Origin of the sequence: Aureivirga marina, assembly GCF_015767265.1 — a bacterium.
GTDB lineage: Bacteria > Bacteroidota > Bacteroidia > Flavobacteriales > Flavobacteriaceae > Aureivirga > Aureivirga marina.
In genome coordinates, this window is sequence record NZ_JADPIB010000008.1 from 97,565 (window position 1) to 114,010 (window position 16,446).

At 29.0% G+C, this 16,446-nt stretch carries 14 protein-coding genes; 10 read left to right on the forward strand and 4 right to left on the reverse strand.

Annotated features, from left to right (window positions below; genetic code table 11):
* Positions 1-28: 28 nt before the first annotated feature.
* The 5 genes from rsmI to I1A51_RS15375 all read left to right on the forward strand — a co-directional run bounded on the left by rsmI (position 29) and on the right by I1A51_RS15375 (position 4,802).
* Entirely contained in the window at positions 29-697 is a 669-nt protein-coding gene (rsmI, locus tag I1A51_RS15355) for a 16S rRNA (cytidine(1402)-2'-O)-methyltransferase (RefSeq protein ID WP_196895655.1), read from the forward strand.
* 183 nt (positions 698-880) lie between these two features.
* Positions 881-2,293 (forward strand): type III PLP-dependent enzyme domain-containing protein, encoded by a 1,413-nt coding sequence (locus I1A51_RS15360; protein ID WP_196895474.1) that lies wholly within the window; start codon positions 881-883, stop codon positions 2,291-2,293.
* Positions 2,290-3,144 carry an agmatinase gene (gene speB, locus I1A51_RS15365; RefSeq protein ID WP_196895476.1) on the forward strand — a complete coding sequence of 285 codons (855 nt, stop codon included), beginning with the start codon at positions 2,290-2,292 and terminating at the stop codon, positions 3,142-3,144. Before I1A51_RS15360 ends, speB begins: the two co-directional genes overlap by 4 nt.
* The gene (locus tag I1A51_RS15370; RefSeq protein ID WP_196895477.1) at positions 3,134-4,111 is read left to right on the forward strand and encodes a deoxyhypusine synthase family protein; all 978 of its coding nucleotides are present in this window, start codon (positions 3,134-3,136) and stop codon (positions 4,109-4,111) included. The genes speB and I1A51_RS15370 overlap by 11 nt, the downstream gene beginning before the upstream one ends.
* A 190-nt stretch (positions 4,112-4,301) precedes the next feature.
* The gene (locus I1A51_RS15375) at positions 4,302-4,802 is read left to right on the forward strand and encodes a YdeI/OmpD-associated family protein (RefSeq protein WP_196895478.1); all 501 of its coding nucleotides are present in this window, start codon (positions 4,302-4,304) and stop codon (positions 4,800-4,802) included.
* Positions 4,803-4,853: 51 nt separating this feature from the next.
* Here the strand turns inward: I1A51_RS15375 and I1A51_RS15380 are convergent, their stop codons facing one another.
* A complete protein-coding gene (locus I1A51_RS15380; RefSeq protein ID WP_196895479.1) occupies positions 4,854-5,699 on the reverse strand; it encodes a hypothetical protein in 846 nt (281 codons plus the stop codon).
* Positions 5,700-5,895: 196 nt separating this feature from the next.
* Here I1A51_RS15380 and I1A51_RS15385 point away from each other — a divergent pair, with 196 nt between their 5' ends.
* The 4 genes from I1A51_RS15385 to I1A51_RS15400 all read left to right on the forward strand — a co-directional run bounded on the left by I1A51_RS15385 (position 5,896) and on the right by I1A51_RS15400 (position 13,101).
* Positions 5,896-9,312, forward strand: coding sequence for a DUF4175 family protein (locus I1A51_RS15385; protein WP_196895480.1), 3,417 nt, complete (start codon positions 5,896-5,898; stop codon positions 9,310-9,312).
* 6 nt (positions 9,313-9,318) lie between these two features.
* Positions 9,319-9,726 carry an rRNA maturation RNase YbeY gene (ybeY, locus tag I1A51_RS15390; protein ID WP_196895482.1) on the forward strand — a complete coding sequence of 136 codons (408 nt, stop codon included), beginning with the start codon at positions 9,319-9,321 and terminating at the stop codon, positions 9,724-9,726.
* 98 nt (positions 9,727-9,824) lie between these two features.
* A complete protein-coding gene (mnmG, locus tag I1A51_RS15395) occupies positions 9,825-11,702 on the forward strand; it encodes a tRNA uridine-5-carboxymethylaminomethyl(34) synthesis enzyme MnmG (protein ID WP_196895483.1) in 1,878 nt (625 codons plus the stop codon).
* Positions 11,703-12,198: 496 nt separating this feature from the next.
* Positions 12,199-13,101: a class I SAM-dependent methyltransferase gene (locus I1A51_RS15400; RefSeq protein WP_196895484.1), complete on the forward strand. Its 903-nt coding sequence runs from the start codon at positions 12,199-12,201 to the stop codon at positions 13,099-13,101.
* Between the two features lie 237 nt (positions 13,102-13,338).
* Here I1A51_RS15400 and I1A51_RS15405 read toward each other — a convergent pair whose 3' ends face one another.
* Together I1A51_RS15405 and I1A51_RS15410 are read right to left on the reverse strand one after the other, a co-directional pair.
* The gene (locus I1A51_RS15405) at positions 13,339-13,737 is read right to left on the reverse strand and encodes a DoxX family membrane protein (RefSeq protein WP_196895486.1); all 399 of its coding nucleotides are present in this window, start codon (positions 13,735-13,737) and stop codon (positions 13,339-13,341) included.
* A gap of 2 nt (positions 13,738-13,739) precedes the next feature.
* Positions 13,740-14,879, reverse strand: coding sequence for a DNA polymerase III subunit (locus tag I1A51_RS15410; RefSeq protein ID WP_196895488.1), 1,140 nt, complete (start codon positions 14,877-14,879; stop codon positions 13,740-13,742).
* 82 nt (positions 14,880-14,961) lie between these two features.
* Here I1A51_RS15410 and I1A51_RS15415 point away from each other — a divergent pair, with 82 nt between their 5' ends.
* On the forward strand, positions 14,962-16,149 hold the full coding sequence (locus I1A51_RS15415) for a phosphoglycerate kinase (protein WP_196895490.1): 1,188 nt from the start codon (positions 14,962-14,964) through the stop codon (positions 16,147-16,149).
* 60 nt (positions 16,150-16,209) lie between these two features.
* Here I1A51_RS15415 and I1A51_RS15420 read toward each other — a convergent pair whose 3' ends face one another.
* Positions 16,210-16,377: a hypothetical protein gene (locus I1A51_RS15420; protein ID WP_196895492.1), complete on the reverse strand. Its 168-nt coding sequence runs from the start codon at positions 16,375-16,377 to the stop codon at positions 16,210-16,212.
* Between the last annotated feature and the right edge of the window lie 69 nt (positions 16,378-16,446).

Here is a 16,446-nt window from a genome sequence, read left to right on the forward strand (position 1 = left end):
TCCCTACCTTTGTCCAATATTAAAAATCATCATGAAATTATATTTAGTTCCAACGCCAATCGGTAATTTAGAAGACATGACTTTTAGAAGTGTCAAAGTGTTGAATGAAGTAGATGTTATTCTTGCGGAAGATACACGAACTTCTGGAAAACTTTTAAAACACTATGAAATTTCTACACACATGCAAAGTTATCATATGCACAATGAACATAAAATTGTGGATAAGTTAGTAGAAAGAATGAAAGCAGGAGAAACGATGGCTTTGATTACAGATGCAGGAACTCCAGCGATTTCTGATCCTGGATTTTTGTTGACAAGAGCTTGTGTGGAAGGTGAAGTTGAAATTGAATGTTTACCTGGAGCGACAGCTTTTGTTCCAGCTTTGGTTAATTCTGGTTTGCCAAATGATAAGTTTGTTTTTGAAGGTTTTTTACCTATTAAAAAAGGAAGACAAACACGTTTTAAAAGTTTAGCAGAAGAAACTAGAACGATGATTTTCTATGAATCTCCACATAAATTATTGAAAACATTACAGCATTTTAAGGAATATTTTGGTGCAGAAAGAAAAATGTCTGCTTCTAGAGAATTAACTAAAATGTATGAAGAAACGATTCGTGGAACGGTGGAAGAATTAATTCAACATTTTGAAAAGAAAGCTCCAAAAGGTGAATTTGTTTTGATTGTTCAAGGAAAATAAATTTATAAAAAATAGAATTAAAAAGCATTAAATCTAAATTTAGGTTTGATGCTTTTTTGTTTTTAATCTATTTAAAATCAAAAAATTAACTAAATTTAAGATAACACATGTAGAATTAATAATCTTAATAAATTATAAATTCTTTCTGTTCAAAAAAGTGATGTTGTTTTAAAAAAGATGTGAATGAAGAACACTTATTTTGATTTAATAGAACAAAGTTATTATTTCCCTCAAGAAGGATTTGATTTACGAAATGGTTATTTGACATTTCATGGTGTTTCTTTAAAATATTTAATTGAAAAATATGGAACACCTTTTCGATTTATTTACCTTCCAAAAATCGGTGATCAAATAAAAAAAACACGAAATTTATTTAAAAGAGCTATTAAAAATCATAATTATAAAGGACGATATCATTTCTGTTACTGTACAAAATGTAATCACTTTTATCATGTGATAAATGAAGCTTTAAAACACCAAGTGAATTTAGAAACGTCGTCTGAATTTGATATTGATTTGATTTTAAATTTAGCTGAAAAAGAAAAAATTGATAAACAAAGAATAATAATTCATAATGGATATAAAACTGAAGAATATTTACATAAAATAGTCAAACTTCAAGAAGCTGGTTTTGAAAATTCAATCATTATTTTAGATAGTATTTCTGAATTTAAAAGATTAAAAGCAATTCGAACAGAACAAGTATTGAAAATTGGAATTCGAATGGCGATAAATGAAGAAGCACAGTCTGCTTATTACACTTCTCGACTTGGTATTCCTGCCAATGAAGTTTTAGAATTTTTTCAAAAAAACATCCAAAAAAATAAAAATTATCAACTGAAAATGTTGCATTTTTTTGTGGATTCTGGGATTAAAGATACTTTATATTATTGGGGAGAATTTCAGAAAGCGTTGGAATTATATATCGAATTAAAAAAGAGAAGTAAAACATTAGATTCTTTTAACCTTGGAGGTGGTTTTCCTATTCGAAATCATCTTGGTTTTTCATACGATTATGAATATATGATTAATGAAATTATTAAAAATATTAAAGAAGCTTGTCAAAAAGAAGAAATTTCTGAGCCAGATATTTTTACGGAATTTGGAAAATATACTGTCGGAGAATCTGGCGCAATAATTTTTAAAGTTTTAGAAAAAAAACAACAGAATGATGCCGAAACTTGGTATATCATAAACAATAGTTTGATGAATACAATTCCGGATGCTTGGGGAATTCATGAAAAATTTATTTTACTTCCTGTTAATAAATGGAATAAAGAATATGGAAGAGTAAATATTGGCGGAATTAGTTGTGATCATTCTGATTATTATAATTCTGAAGATTTAAATCAAGAAATTCTTTTACCAAAAATTGAAGAAACAGAAAATGAACCTTTGTATTTAGGTTTTTTTCATACTGGAGCTTATCAAGATTCAATTAGTGGTTATGGAGGAATAAAACATTGTTTAATTCCCTCTCCAAAACACGTAATTATTGATAGAGATGAAAAGGGAAATTTTGTGGATTATGTCTATCGTGAAGAGCAATCTGCTGGGGATATGTTTAAAATTTTAGGTTACAATAAAGATTTATGAGAACATTTGCTGGAATTGACGAAAAATATGCATCGTTTGAAAATGCACAGGTTTTATTACAATCAATCCCATATGATGAAACAAGTACATGGAGAAAAGGTGCAAATAAAGGATTTGAAGCATTTTTAGAAGCTTCTGAGAATATGGAATTATATGATATAGAAACCGATTCTGAAGCTTTTAAACAAGGAATTCATATACTTCCATCAATTTTGGAAAAAAGTTCTCCTGAACGAATGTTTCAAAAAGTTTATGAAAACACAAAAAAACTTTTAGAAATAGATAAATTCTTAACTTTTTTTGGAGGAGAACATTCTATTAGTATTGGAATTATCAAAGCTTTTTATGAAAAACATCCTGATATTACAATTGTTCAATTAGATGCGCATGCAGATTTAAGAGAAAGTTATTTAGGAAGTAAATTTAATCATGCTTGTGCACTTCATGAAGCAAGTTTACATACGAATTTAATTCAAGTTGGAATTCGAAGTATGGATGTTTCTGAAAAGCAATTTTTACATAAAGAAAAATGTTATTTTGCTAAAGATATTGTTGGAAAAACAGATTGGATACAAAATGCAATTTCTCAAATGGGAACGAAAGTTTATATCACAATTGATTTGGATGTTTTAGACCCTGCAATTATGTCAGCAACAGGAACTCCAGAACCTGGAGGATTAGAATGGTATCCAACATTAACTTTTTTACATAAAATTTTTGAACAAAAAATAGTTTTAGGATTTGATATCGTTGAACTTGCTCCTATTGAAAATTTTCATGCGCCACAATTTTTAGTTGCTAAACTTTATTATAAACTTCTTTCTTATCGATTGTTGAAAAATGAAACATAAAGGATCAATTTCAAATTTTTTAATAGAACATTTTAAGCATTTTAATGCTGCTGCTTTAGTAGATGCTGCACAAGGTTTTGAAGCACAATTAGAAAGTGGAAATAAAATGATGATTACTCTTGCAGGAGCGATGAGTACAGCAGAAATAGGAAAATCTTTAGCTGAAATGATTCGACAAGATAAAGTACATATTATTTCTTGTACAGGAGCAAATCTTGAAGAAGATATAATGAATTTAGTTGCACATTCTTGTTATAAAAGAGTTCCAAATTATCGTGATTTAACTCCTTGTCAAGAAAGAGATTTGTTAGAATTAGGTTTAAATCGTGTGACAGATACTTGTATTCCAGAGGAAGAAGCTTTTCGAAGATTACAAGAGCATATTTTTGCAATTTGGAAAAAAGCAGATCAAAATAATAAACGTTTTTTTCCACATGAATTTATGTATGAAATGTTACTCTCTGGAGTTTTAGAACCATATTTTGAAATCGATCCAAAAGTTAGTTGGATGTTAGAAGCTGCGAAAAAAAAATTACCAATTGTGGTTCCAGGTTGGGAAGATTCTACAATGGGAAATATTTTTGCTTCTTATTGCATGAAAGGAGATTTAAAACCGAATATTATGAAATCTGGAATTGAATATATGACTTGGTTAGCAGATTGGTACATTGAAAATACAGAAGAAAATGGTATTGGATTTTTTCAAATTGGTGGAGGAATTGCTGGAGATTTTCCAATTTGTGTCGTACCGATGTTATATCAAGATTTAGAAAAAATTGATACACCTTTTTGGAGTTATTTTTGTCAAATTTCGGATTCAACAACAAGTTATGGTTCTTATTCTGGCGCAGTTCCAAATGAGAAAATAACTTGGGGAAAAATTGATGTGGATACGCCAAAATTTATCATTGAATCGGATGCTACAATCGTTGTTCCATTGATTTTTGCTTATTTGTTAGATTGGTAATTTCTTCTTTTTATTTTTTGATTAAGTTATAAACAGAATTGTTAATAACTTGTTGATAAGTGTGAATAATCAAAACCAAATTTTAAGAAATATTAACGAATCAAAAATGACTGTTGATAAATGGTCTTTTTTGTTTATAAACTAAAAGTGAATTTTTTATTTTTGGTTAAAACTTAAGATAGAATATACGATGAAAAAAGAAAAATGGTTACTAGAAAAAGAATATATATTAGAGAAATTTACTGGAAAAGCAGCTTGGACTTATATTGAAATTCCTGAAATAAAACCAAATAAGAATATGCCTTTTGGTTGGGTAATTGTTAATGGATTTATAGATGATTTTGAATTGGAAAAAATCAAATTAATGCCAAAAGGAAATGGTAATTTATTTCTTGCCGTAAATGCGAAGATTCGAAAAAATATCAAAAAAGAATCTGGAGATTCTGTTATTTTGAAGTTAAATGTAGCAAATGCACCTACAGAAATTCCTAAAGAAATTATGGAATGTTTTGCAAACGAACCGAAGAAAGTTTATACAAATTTTTTAAAGCTAAAAAAAGAGCAGCAACAAACCTTTTTGAATTGGATTTACACTGCAAAAAATGAAGATAAAAAAGCTGAAATTATCATTGATATGATGGATAAATTGTCAAGAGGAGAGCATTTTTTTACTAGAAAAGAAAAATCATAAAATAAAAAAAGCTGCCCGAAAGCAGCTTTTAAAAGTGTTTGATTTGTTTATTTAAAATTTAGTATAAATTCCAAAACTTAAAGCACTTCTCTTTGCAACTAAGTTTCCAGAGAAAGCACTATTTGTTCCAATTACAGCTCCGAATTTTGGTGTAATTTCACCTAAAACTTTAAAACCATAAGCAACAAATTCTTGGTTATTTAAATATAAACCAGTTTGTAAATTTTGTTGTGGAAGAATCACTTCGCCATCTTCGAAAGATTCTAAAACATGAATTCCTCCGATTACCCAAATTCTTTGTAAGAATTTAATTCCACCTTCTAAATTAGCAACAATACTATTGCTATAATCATTTGTTTTTAAATTAACTCCGAAATTTCCTTGTAAATAAAATTTATCCCAACCTTTTCCTACGTTGATTGTTGGAATAATTTCCCATGCGTCATAACCAGTTCTTAAACCAGTTTCCTCATCAAAACTAGAAGAATTAATTCCAAGATTTAATTGTCCAGAAACTACCACACCTTTATTGATAAAATTATGTTGAACTCCAACATAAATATTTCCTAAATTTGAAAAAGTTCCATCTGCAATTGTAGGAGCGTGTGTAGGATTTTCAGATAAATCTCCAGTTTTTAAAATTTTATATGGAACATCCACAAGAACCGTTGTCTTATCCGTTATTCCATATTTTGCATAAATTTGTAAAGTATTATCCGTGATTTTTCTAGAAGTATTATAAGTGTTATCATTTGCACCAAAAAGCCCAGAATAATCGTTAATACTAGAGAAGCCAGCTTGTACATACCATTCATTTTTTTTCTGAGTCCAAGCGCTTTGTGCATAAATACCTATAGAAATAAAAAATGCACACAGAATCAAATACGTATTTTTCATAATTGTTTTAACTTTACGTTTTACTAACTATTTAAATTAATTGTCTGTTTTGCAATCGATTCATTACATAAAAGATAAGCTAAAATTCTTTATTAAAAAATATTATAGAAACGAATTACTAAAAGGAAGTATATTATTTTTTAGTTTTGGATTGCTGTATTTTATTGGTACTCTGTTTGTTGAACACTTTTTTTGGTTGAAATCTTCTTACCGAGCTATCTTATTTTGGCTGTTTATTTTTGTTGAATTTATTTTATTAATTCGCTTTATTTTTCTTCCAATTTTTAAATTAATTGGATTACAAAAAGGAATTTCAGACGAAGAAGCTTCAAAAATAATCGGAAATCACTTCCCAGAAGTAGGAGATAAGCTTTTAAATGTTCTTCAACTTGGAGCCTCAGACGCAAAATCAGAATTATTAATAGCTAGTATTGAACAAAAAAGTAAAGAATTACAACCAATTCCTTTTAAAAAGGCAATTAATTTCAAAACCAATGTAAAATATCTTCGTTATGCAGCTTTTCCACTTGGAATTATTTTTATCACTTTATTGACTGGTGATGTGAAGATATTTAACGATAGTCTGGATCGAGTTGTGCAATACAAAAAAGAATTTGAGCCTCCAGCACCTTTTAAATTTCATCTTTTACATGAGAATTTAAGTGCTGTAGAAGGAAGTTCTTTACCAATTACTCTTGAAATTATTGGTGACGTACAACCTGAAAATGTAGAAATTCATTTTGATGGTGAAAATTATCTTTTAGCTAAAAATGATTTAGGAGCTTTTCAATTTACTTTTCAAAATATTCAAAAACCTGTTGATTTTTATTTTGAAGCAAATAGATTTTCTTCTAAAAATTATAAAATAAATCTTGTAAATGCTCCAGTAATTACTGATTTTGAAATGTTATTAAGTTATCCAGCTTATACAAACAAGAAAAAAGAAACGATTAAAAATACTGGAAATATTGTAGTTCCTGAAGGAACAAATGTTAAGTGGATTGTAAAAACTAATAATACAGAAAATGTAGCATTTAATTCAGAGGAAATAGAAAAGTTTTCAAAATCTGAAGAAAACAACACAGAATATTTTTTTCAAAAAAGAATTTTCAAACCAATTAATTATACAATTTCTTCTTCTAATAAAGCTTTAAAAGATTATGAAGTTTTACAGTTTTCAATTGAAACAATTTCTGATGCTTCACCAAAAATTGATGTAATTACAAATATCGATTCCATTTCTCGTGGACCAGCATTTTTTAAAGGACAAGTCTCAGATGATTATGGAATTTCAAAATTACAATTGGTTTATTTTGATGAGAAAAATCCAGAAAATCAAAAAACTTATCGTTTTCCAATAAATACAGAAAGTTATCAGCAGTTTCAATATGTTTTTCCACAACATTTAGAAATTGAGGAAGGAATTTCTTATGCTTTTTATTTTGAAGTTTTTGATAATGATATTTTACATGGAAATAAATCGGCTAAAACACAAACTTTTAGTTATTATAAAAAGACGCAAAAAGAAGTTCAAGACGAATTAATTAAAGAACAAAAAGAATCGATTGATAAGCTTCAAGATGCTTTAGAAAACACAAAAGAAAATTCAAAAGAATTAAAATCATTTGAAGATAATTTGCAAAAGTCGGAGAAAATGCAATGGTCTGATAAGAAGAAATTAGAACAATTTTTGAAAAGACATGAGCAATACAATGAAATGTTAGAAAAGCAAGCAGAGACTTTAAAACAGAATTTTCAAGAGCAAAAATCGAATGATTTAGAAGATCGATTAAAAGAAGATCAAGAAGCGATTGAAGAGCGTTTAAAAGAAGCAGAAGATCTTGAAAAACAAAAGAAACTTTTAGAAGAATTAAAGAAGCTTTCAGAGAAATTAAATAAAGAAGATTTAGTTGAAAAATTAAAGCAATTAGCAAAACAACAAGAAGCGCAAGAGCAAAGTTTAGAGCGAGTTTTAGAATTGACAAAACGTTTTTATGTGGAACAAAAAGCAAATGATATTGCAAATAAATTAGAAGAATTAGCTAAAAAACAAGAGGAACTTGCCGAGAATAAAGAGGATAAATCTTTAGAAGAACAAAAAAAGGCGCAAGATGAATTAGCGAAAGAATTTGAAAAGCAAAAAAAAGCATTGGATGAATTACGAAAAGATAATGAAGATTTAAAGCAACCAATGCAATTACCAGATACGAAATTTGAGGAAAATCAAGTTTCTAAAGAATTAGATAAAATCGAAAAGAAACAAGAAGAGCAATTAAAAAATCAAGAAAATTCTAATTCAGAAAAGAAAGATTCTCAAGAAGGAGAACAACAAAATGGAGAAAAAGAAGAATCAGAAAAGCAAAATTCTGATAAGCAAAAAAGTCAAGAATCTCCACAAAATCAAAACCAACAAAATCAACAATCTCCTAAAAAGAATCAGAAAAAAGCTAGTCAACAAATGCAAAATATCAGCATGCAAATGATGCAAGCGATGATGCAACAATCTGGAGAAATGATTGAAGAAAATATTGAAACACTTCGTTTAATTGTTGAAAACTTATTGACTTTTTCTTTTGAACAAGAAGATTTGATGGAACGTTTCCAAAATGCTTCGACAAAACATCCTTCTTTTGCTTCAAATATTAAATTACAGCAAAAATTAAAACAACATTTCGAGCATATTGATGATAGCTTATATGTTTTATCGTTACGAACTCCAAAATTGTCTAATAGAGTTTTAGAGGATGTTTCAAATATTCATTATTACATTGAAAATTCTTTTGAACATTTCACAGAAAATCAATATCAAACAGGATTATCTGATCAACAATTTATCATTACAGGAGCAAATAATTTAGCTTTACTTTTAAGTGAACTTTTAAATAACATGCAAATGCCTCCTCCATTTCCAGGGCAAGGTAAAGGAAATTCAAAAGGACAAGGGAAATCTTTTAGTTTACCTGATATCATTAAACAACATGACGAAATGATGCAGCAAATGCAGCAAGGTAAAAAAGGAAAAGAAGGACAAAAACCTGGTGAACAACAAGGTGATGGACAAAAAGGAGGAAAAGGCAAACAAGGTCAACAACAAGGAGGAAAACAACAAGGAAAATCTGGACAAAAAGGTGGGCAATCTTCTGGACAAAATGGACAAGGAAATCAGAATGGCGAGGATGGAAATAGCGAAGCTGAAAGTGAACGATTATATGAAATCTATAAACAGCAAGCTAAATTGCGCCAAGCTTTAGAAGATTATATAGCTAAAAATGGAAAGAAAGGAAAAGGAGGGAATGGTTCTAAAGCTGTTACGAAAATGAAACAATTAGAAAAACAATTGTTAGATAAAGGAGTAACTGAATCTTATAAAAAACAAATGCAATTATTAAAACATGAGCTTTTAAAATTGCAAAAAGCTGAGAAAGAACAAGGGAAAGATTCCAAAAGAGAATCGAATACGAATAAAACAGAGTATGATTTTTACCAAATTGATTCATTAAATTTACCTGAGAATTTCTATAATAAAGATGAAATTTTACAAAGGCAATCTTTACCTTTACAATCTATTTATAAAAAGAAAGTTCAAGAATATTTTCAACAACAATTAAAATAAACAACCATGGTACTTTTCAATTACGAGTTAGATTTTGAATTAGATGATGAAGCAAGAATAACAGAGTGGATTGCTGCTTGTTTTGAAGAAACAGATTTTACAGAAGGAGAGATAAATTATATCTTTTGTGATGATGAATATTTACATAGTTTGAATGTAAAATATTTAGATCATGATACATTAACAGATGTAATTAGCTTTGATTATACAATGGGAAAATTAATCAGTGGTGATATTTTTATATCTGTTGAAAGAGTTCGTGAAAATGCTATTGATTTAGGTTATACTTTTGAAGAAGAATTACGTAGAGTTATGATTCATGGCGTTTTACATTATATGGGATATAAAGATAAAACTCCTGAAGAAAAGAAAATTATGCGTGAAAAAGAAGACGAATGTCTTAACTTATTCTAAATCTATTATTTAGGAAAACTCTAGTATTCGATTTAAAATCCTTTTTGTACTTTTGCAAAAAATTTTAAATCAATGTTCCACGTGGAACTTTTTTAAATATGAGTTTATTTACAACAACATATGACGTAATTGTCGTTGGTGGTGGACACGCAGGAAGTGAAGCTGCTGCAGCTAGTGCAAACTTAGGTGCAAAAACATTGCTTATCACTATGAGTTTACAGAACATCGCTCAGATGAGCTGTAATCCAGCAATGGGTGGAATTGCCAAAGGACAAATTGTTCGAGAAATTGATGCACTTGGAGGATATAGTGGAATCGTAACAGACAAAACGGCTATTCAATTTAAAATGTTGAACAAGTCTAAAGGTCCTGCTATGTGGAGTCCAAGAGCACAAAGTGATCGTATGCGATTTGCTGAAGAATGGAGAGTGATGTTAGAACATACTGACAACCTTGATATGTATCAGGAAATGGTAACGGGACTTATCATTGAAGAAAATGAAATTAAAGGAGTAATTACTGCTTTAGGAATTGAAATAAAAGCAAAAACTGTAATCATTACAGCTGGAACTTTCTTAAATGGATTAATTCATATTGGTGAAAAAACATTTGGAGGAGGAAGAGCTGGAGAATCTGCTGCAAGAGGAATTACAGAAGACCTAGTAAAAGTTGGTTTTGAAGCTGGAAGAATGAAAACAGGGACGCCTCCAAGAGTGGATGCAAGATCATTAGATTATTCTAAAATGATTCCGCAGCCAGGAGATGAAAATCCAGAGAAATTTTCTTATTTACCAACATCTAAAAAATTGGAAACACAAAAAGATTGTTACATGACATATACTTCTCAAGAAGTTCATGATTTGTTACGTTCTGGATTTGATCGTTCTCCAATGTTTAATGGTAGAATTCAAAGTACTGGTCCAAGATATTGTCCATCTATTGAGGATAAAATTGATCGTTTTGCTTCGAAAGATAGACATCAAATTTTTGTGGAACCAGAAGGTTGGAATACGATTGAAATGTATGTAAATGGTTTTTCAACTTCTTTACCAGAAGATGTTCAAGATAAAGCTTTACGTAAAGTTGCCGGTTTTGAAAATGTAAAAGTGTTGCGTTATGGATATGCAATTGAATATGATTATTTCCCACCAACACAATTGAATCATACTTTAGAAACAAAGTTGGTTTCAAATCTTTTCTTTGCAGGACAAATTAATGGAACAACTGGATATGAAGAAGCGGCAGCTCAAGGATTAATGGCAGGAATTAATGCTGCATTAAAAATCCAAGAAAAAGAGCCATTTATTTTACAAAGAAATGAAGCTTATATTGGAGTTTTAATTGATGATTTAATTACGAAAGGAACAGAAGAACCTTATCGTATGTTTACGTCTAGAGCAGAATATCGTACACTTTTAAGACAAGATAATGCTGATTTACGTTTGACAAAAAAAGCTTACGATTTAGGTTTGGCTTCGCAAGAAAGAATGGATTTAGTGGTGGATAAAGAAATTAAAACGCAAATGTTTGTGGATTTCTTAAAAGAAACTTCCGTGCGTCCTGAAGAGATTAACCCTATTTTAGAAGAAAAGAAAACAACTCCGATTCCACAATCGATGAAGATGTTTAAAATTCTTGCTCGTCCGCAATTAGACTTTAACGATTTTAAAAAGTTAGAGAAAGTTGCTGCATTTATTGAAGAGCATAAATTGACACATGATATCATTGAACAAACGGAAGTTCATGTTAAATATTCAGGATATATTGCAAAGGAAAAAAACAATGCAGATAAACTGAATCGTTTAGAAAATATTAAAATTCGTGATGATTTTGATTTTACAAAAGTGAAATCTTTATCGCATGAAGCAAGAGAGAAATTGATGAAAATTCGTCCGAAAACAATTTCGCAAGCGAGTAGAATTAGTGGAGTTTCTCCAAGTGATATTTCGGTATTATTGGTGTATATGGGAAGATAGCTTCGGCTTCGCTCAGCTACCGAACTTCGGCTTCGCTCAGTTGCCGAGTTTTGATTTAGCTTAACGGTCAATTTACTTTATTTAAAATATTAAAAAATCCTTTTTCAAATTGTGAAGAAGGATTTTTTATTGGGTTGTTCCACGTGGAACGATTTTGTTTTTTATGAAAATTTTGATTTGTAATTTTTAAAATTAGAATTCGACTTTAGAGAATGAAAATTAATTTTAAATGATTGTTTGAAAAGAAAATTTATTCGAGTTGAGAAAAGCTGTTATATTTGTTTTCGAAAATTTTTGAAAGATTTTCTTTTTGAAAAACGGATGCGTTAGGGATTGCAGCGGCATCCTTTTGTTGCTTGCAGATTTGCAGCAAAAGATATAGCGGAAAGCCCGACCTGAATTCTGAAATTTATGGAAGAAGAAGGAAACGCCCAAAATAAAATGAAAAAGAAAATTTGAGAAGAGAAAACTAATCCCCAAATAAGAAACAATTACGATGCAAGATACTTTTGAAATTATCGATAAATCTCCTATTACAAATTCCGAATTAGTTGAATTTATAAAGAGTAAAGATTATACAGTTTCAAAAGAAACATTTCAGATAATGATAGATGAAGAATCGGAACTTTTGATTACTTCGCCTAGACCAAAAGAAGAATTTTTAGGATCCTATTATGAAAGTGAAGAATATATTTCACATACAGATTCGAATACTTCTTTTGTAGACAAAATTTACCAACGTGTGAAAAAACATACGTTGAAAAAGAAATTACAATTATTAAATTCTTTTCAAACAGAAACAAAGAAAATGTTAGATGTTGGAGCTGGAACAGGAGAATTTTTGAAAGTGTGTCAAGAAGGAAACTGGGAAGTTTTTGGTGTAGAGCCAAACAAAGGTGCAAGAGATTTAGCAAATGAAAAATTAGAAAAGAAATCAGTTAAAAGAAAAATTGAAGCTTATAAAAAAGAGAAATTTGATGTTATTACGATGTGGCATGTTTTAGAACATGTTCCGGATTTGAATTATTATATTAAGCAATTAAAAAAGATGTTGAAAAAAGATGGAGTATTAATTGTGGCTGTTCCAAATTATAAATCTTATGATGCAGATTATTATAAAAGTTTTTGGGCAGCTTATGATGTTCCGCGTCATCTTTGGCATTTTTCTAAGAAATCAATTTCGATGTTATTTGTAAAAGTACATATGGAAGTAGAAAAAGTTTTGCCGATGTATTTTGATTCTTTTTATGTTTCTCTTTTAAGTGAAAAATACAAAACAGGAAATTCAAATTTGATAACAGCTTTTTGGATTGGATTTATTTCAAATGTAAAAGCAATTTCTACAAAAGAATATTCTTCTCACATTTATATTTTAAAAAATAAGAATTCTAAAAAATAATCTCTTTTTAAGGTGTAAATACTTGAAATAAGCTTGTTTTAGAAAGAATTAGCTTAATAAGAATATACGAAGACCTAAAAAATCAAAAAATGCTTTAAAAAGCGTTATTTTGAGTTAATTTCAATAAACAAAAGTTATTTATTTTACTTTAAGCATAGTTAAAAATAATAATAGAGAAAATTAATTTAAATATTATATTATTATTAATTTTCTCTATTATGAATATTTTCTAAAATATTAGTGACTAAGAAGATAGATTGCCATCATGTTTAAAATAAAATAAACAGTAAGTGACATTGCACCTGCATAATCTTTTGCTAAACGTTGTCCGATTAAAAGGAAAATTAGAGTGACAGCAGAAAGAATGGCTCCATATAAAGCAATTTCTTTTGCACCTGAAGTTGCAAGTTGATAAATTCCGATAACCATTAAAACTCCTGCAATTGCTTCAATAATCATTACGATTGCTAAAAGAAGAGGAACCATATTTTTAAGTGGAGAAAGTTTAAAATGATCTGTTATAAAAGAAACATTTCCTTTCCAATCCATAATTTTATCGATTCCAGATTGTAAAAAAGTAATAATTAAAAAAATAAGAATTAAAATTTCTGTAATGTAGTCTTTGATTAAATCCATCGTTATTGTTCTTTTTGGTGTAAAAATCTAGTTAGTTTAATTGATAAATCTAACAAAATTATTTTAGCATTTCCATTTCTTTCAATATGATAAATTGCATCATCTAATTCTTTTGAAATTGCATGAATATTTTGGCTATGAATATAAGGAGCAAAGTTTTCCAATTTAAAATTTGAAGTTTTAGGTTTCATAAAAACTAAATCTTTTGCACCATAATTATAAAGTAAAGCTTGACGGAAAAATTGAGAACAATAGTTTAAAAATTGTTTTTGAGTTTCTCTTCCAGAAGCTGCAATTGTATCACTCCATTCAATTAATTGTTGAATTACAGAAGCATTTCCTTTTGCTCTAAAAGCTGCACGAATCCAAGTAATAAACCATTGTTCGAATTCGATTTCTTTCGAATTATCAGAAAGAATTTTTAAAGCTTTATTATAATTTCCATTAGCTTGCATTGCAATACTATTTGCTTCTTCATTAGAAACATTTTTTTGTGAAATTAACGTTTCAGCGATTTGATTTACACTTAAAGGAGGAAAATGAATAATTTGACAACGAGAACGAATCGTATTAATAATTTGTTCTTCATCTTCAGAAACCAAAAGAAAAACAGTGTTTTTTGGAGGTTCTTCAATTAATTTTAAAAGTTTATTTGCCGCAGAAACATGCATTTTTTCAGGCATCCAAATAAGCATAACTTTTGCTCCACCTTCAAAAGATTTTAGTTGTAAAGTTTTTACGATTTGTTCTGCTTCATCAACACTTAATTGACCTTGTTTGTTATCAACTCCGATGTATTGATACCAATCGTAAAGATTTGCATAACTATTTTCTTTTAAAAAATTTCGCCATTCGTTTAAAAATAAATTACTGATAGCATGTTTTTTAACTTGATCATTTGTTGCTACAGGAAAAGCAAAATGTAAATCAGGATGTGTTAGTTTTTCACATTTTAGTTCACAAACATTTTTATCCTTACTATCCTTACATAATAACATTTGCGCATAAGCCAACGCCATTGCCAAAGTTCCACTTCCTTCTTTTCCAACAAACAATTGAGCATGCGCAATGCGATTGTTTTCGATTGTTTGAAGTAAATGGTTTTTAATATGTTCCTGTCCAATTATTTCTGAAAAATGCATAAGCAAATATAACTAGTATATCTAAAAATACAGCACTTTTCTGAGTTTTTAAAGTATATTTGTAACAAAACAACAAAACCTAATGAAAACAATACAACAAGTTAATTTTGAAAATAAAAAGGCATTAATCAGAGTTGATTTTAATGTTCCTTTAGATGATAATTTCCAAGTAACAGATACTACTAGAATTGAAGCTGCAAAACCAACGATAATCAAGGTGTTAGAAGACGGAGGTTCCGTAATATTAATGTCACATTTAGGAAGACCAAAAGGAGTTGAAGAGAAATTTTCTTTAAAACATATTGTAGGTAAAGTTACAGAAATATTAGGTGTACAAGTTAAGTTTGTATCGGATTGTATTGGAGAAGAAGTTGAAGAAGCTGCAAAATCTTTAGCAAATGGAGAAGTTTTATTATTAGAAAATTTACGTTTTCATCCAGAGGAGAAAAAAGGAGATGTAGCTTTTGCTGAAAAATTGGCAAGTTTAGGAGATGTTTACATTAATGATGCATTTGGAACTGCACATAGAGCGCATGCTTCTACTGCAATTATTGCACAATTTTTTCCAAATGATAAATATTTTGGATTCTTATTAGCGAAAGAAATTGAAAGTATGGATAAAGTTTTAAATAATAGTGAAAAACCTGTTACAGCAATTTTAGGTGGAGCAAAAGTTTCTTCAAAAATTGGAGTAATTGAGAATATTTTAGATAAAGTAGACCACATTATTATTGGTGGAGGAATGACTTTTACATTTGTGAAAGCTTTAGGAGGAAAAATTGGAAATTCTCTTTGTGAAGATGATAAATTACAATTAGCTCTTGATATTTTAGAAAAAGCAAAAGCAAAAAATGTACAAATTCATTTACCTGTAGATGCGGTGATTGCAGATGCTTTTTCAAATGATGCAAATACACAAGAAGTAGATACAAATGAAATTCCTGATGGATGGATGGGATTAGATGTTGGAGAGAAAACATCTGAATTATTTGCTGAAGTTATTGCACAATCAAAGACAATTCTTTGGAATGGTCCTGTTGGAGTTTTTGAATTAGATAATTTTGCAAAAGGAACAATTGCTTTAGGAAATATTATTGCAGAAGCAACCAAAAACGGTGCTTTCTCTTTAGTTGGAGGAGGAGATTCAGTTGCAGCTGTAAAGAAATTTGGTTTCCAAAATAAAGTAAGTTATGTAAGTACTGGAGGTGGAGCAATGTTAGAAATGCTAGAAGGAAGAACTTTGCCAGGAATTCAAGCAATTTTAGACTAGAAAATCATTTAAATAAAATAGAAAAGCTTCTAAATTTAATTTTGGAAGCTTTTTTTATATTTATTCTGTACTTCTTTTAATCGTTATATAAACGAAAAATAGAACCATAATTCCTAGTAATCCAAATTGCAAATAGAGAAATTTATCTTCTTTGTCAAAAATTTGAATAAGAACTAAAATTATTACAGGAATTAAACCATAAAGTTGTTTTAATGTTTTTCTTTTCATAAGCTATAATTTTCCGCAATATAATTAAAAAAATAAGTTTTTTTGATTAAAAAATGTCCTGAAAATATT

Excerpts from the sequence above, each read along its gene's own strand:
- I1A51_RS15360 (WP_196895474.1), top strand. The coding sequence starts at position 881 with ATGAAGAACACTTATTTTGATTTAATAGAACAAAGTTATTATTTCCCT.
- speB (WP_196895476.1), top strand. The coding sequence starts at position 2,290 with ATGAGAACATTTGCTGGAATTGACGAAAAATATGCATCGTTTGAAAAT.
- I1A51_RS15370 (WP_196895477.1), top strand. The coding sequence starts at position 3,134 with ATGAAACATAAAGGATCAATTTCAAATTTTTTAATAGAACATTTTAAG.
- I1A51_RS15375 (WP_196895478.1), top strand. The coding sequence starts at position 4,302 with ATGAAAAAAGAAAAATGGTTACTAGAAAAAGAATATATATTAGAGAAA.
- I1A51_RS15380 (WP_196895479.1), bottom strand. The coding sequence starts at position 5,699 with ATGAAAAATACGTATTTGATTCTGTGTGCATTTTTTATTTCTATAGGT.
- ybeY (WP_196895482.1), top strand. The coding sequence starts at position 9,319 with ATGGTACTTTTCAATTACGAGTTAGATTTTGAATTAGATGATGAAGCA.
- mnmG (WP_196895483.1), top strand. The coding sequence starts at position 9,825 with ATGAGTTTATTTACAACAACATATGACGTAATTGTCGTTGGTGGTGGA.
- I1A51_RS15400 (WP_196895484.1), top strand. The coding sequence starts at position 12,199 with ATGCAAGATACTTTTGAAATTATCGATAAATCTCCTATTACAAATTCC.
- I1A51_RS15405 (WP_196895486.1), bottom strand. The coding sequence starts at position 13,737 with ATGGATTTAATCAAAGACTACATTACAGAAATTTTAATTCTTATTTTT.
- I1A51_RS15410 (WP_196895488.1), bottom strand. The coding sequence starts at position 14,879 with ATGCATTTTTCAGAAATAATTGGACAGGAACATATTAAAAACCATTTA.
- I1A51_RS15415 (WP_196895490.1), top strand. The coding sequence starts at position 14,962 with ATGAAAACAATACAACAAGTTAATTTTGAAAATAAAAAGGCATTAATC.
- I1A51_RS15420 (WP_196895492.1), bottom strand. The coding sequence starts at position 16,377 with ATGAAAAGAAAAACATTAAAACAACTTTATGGTTTAATTCCTGTAATA.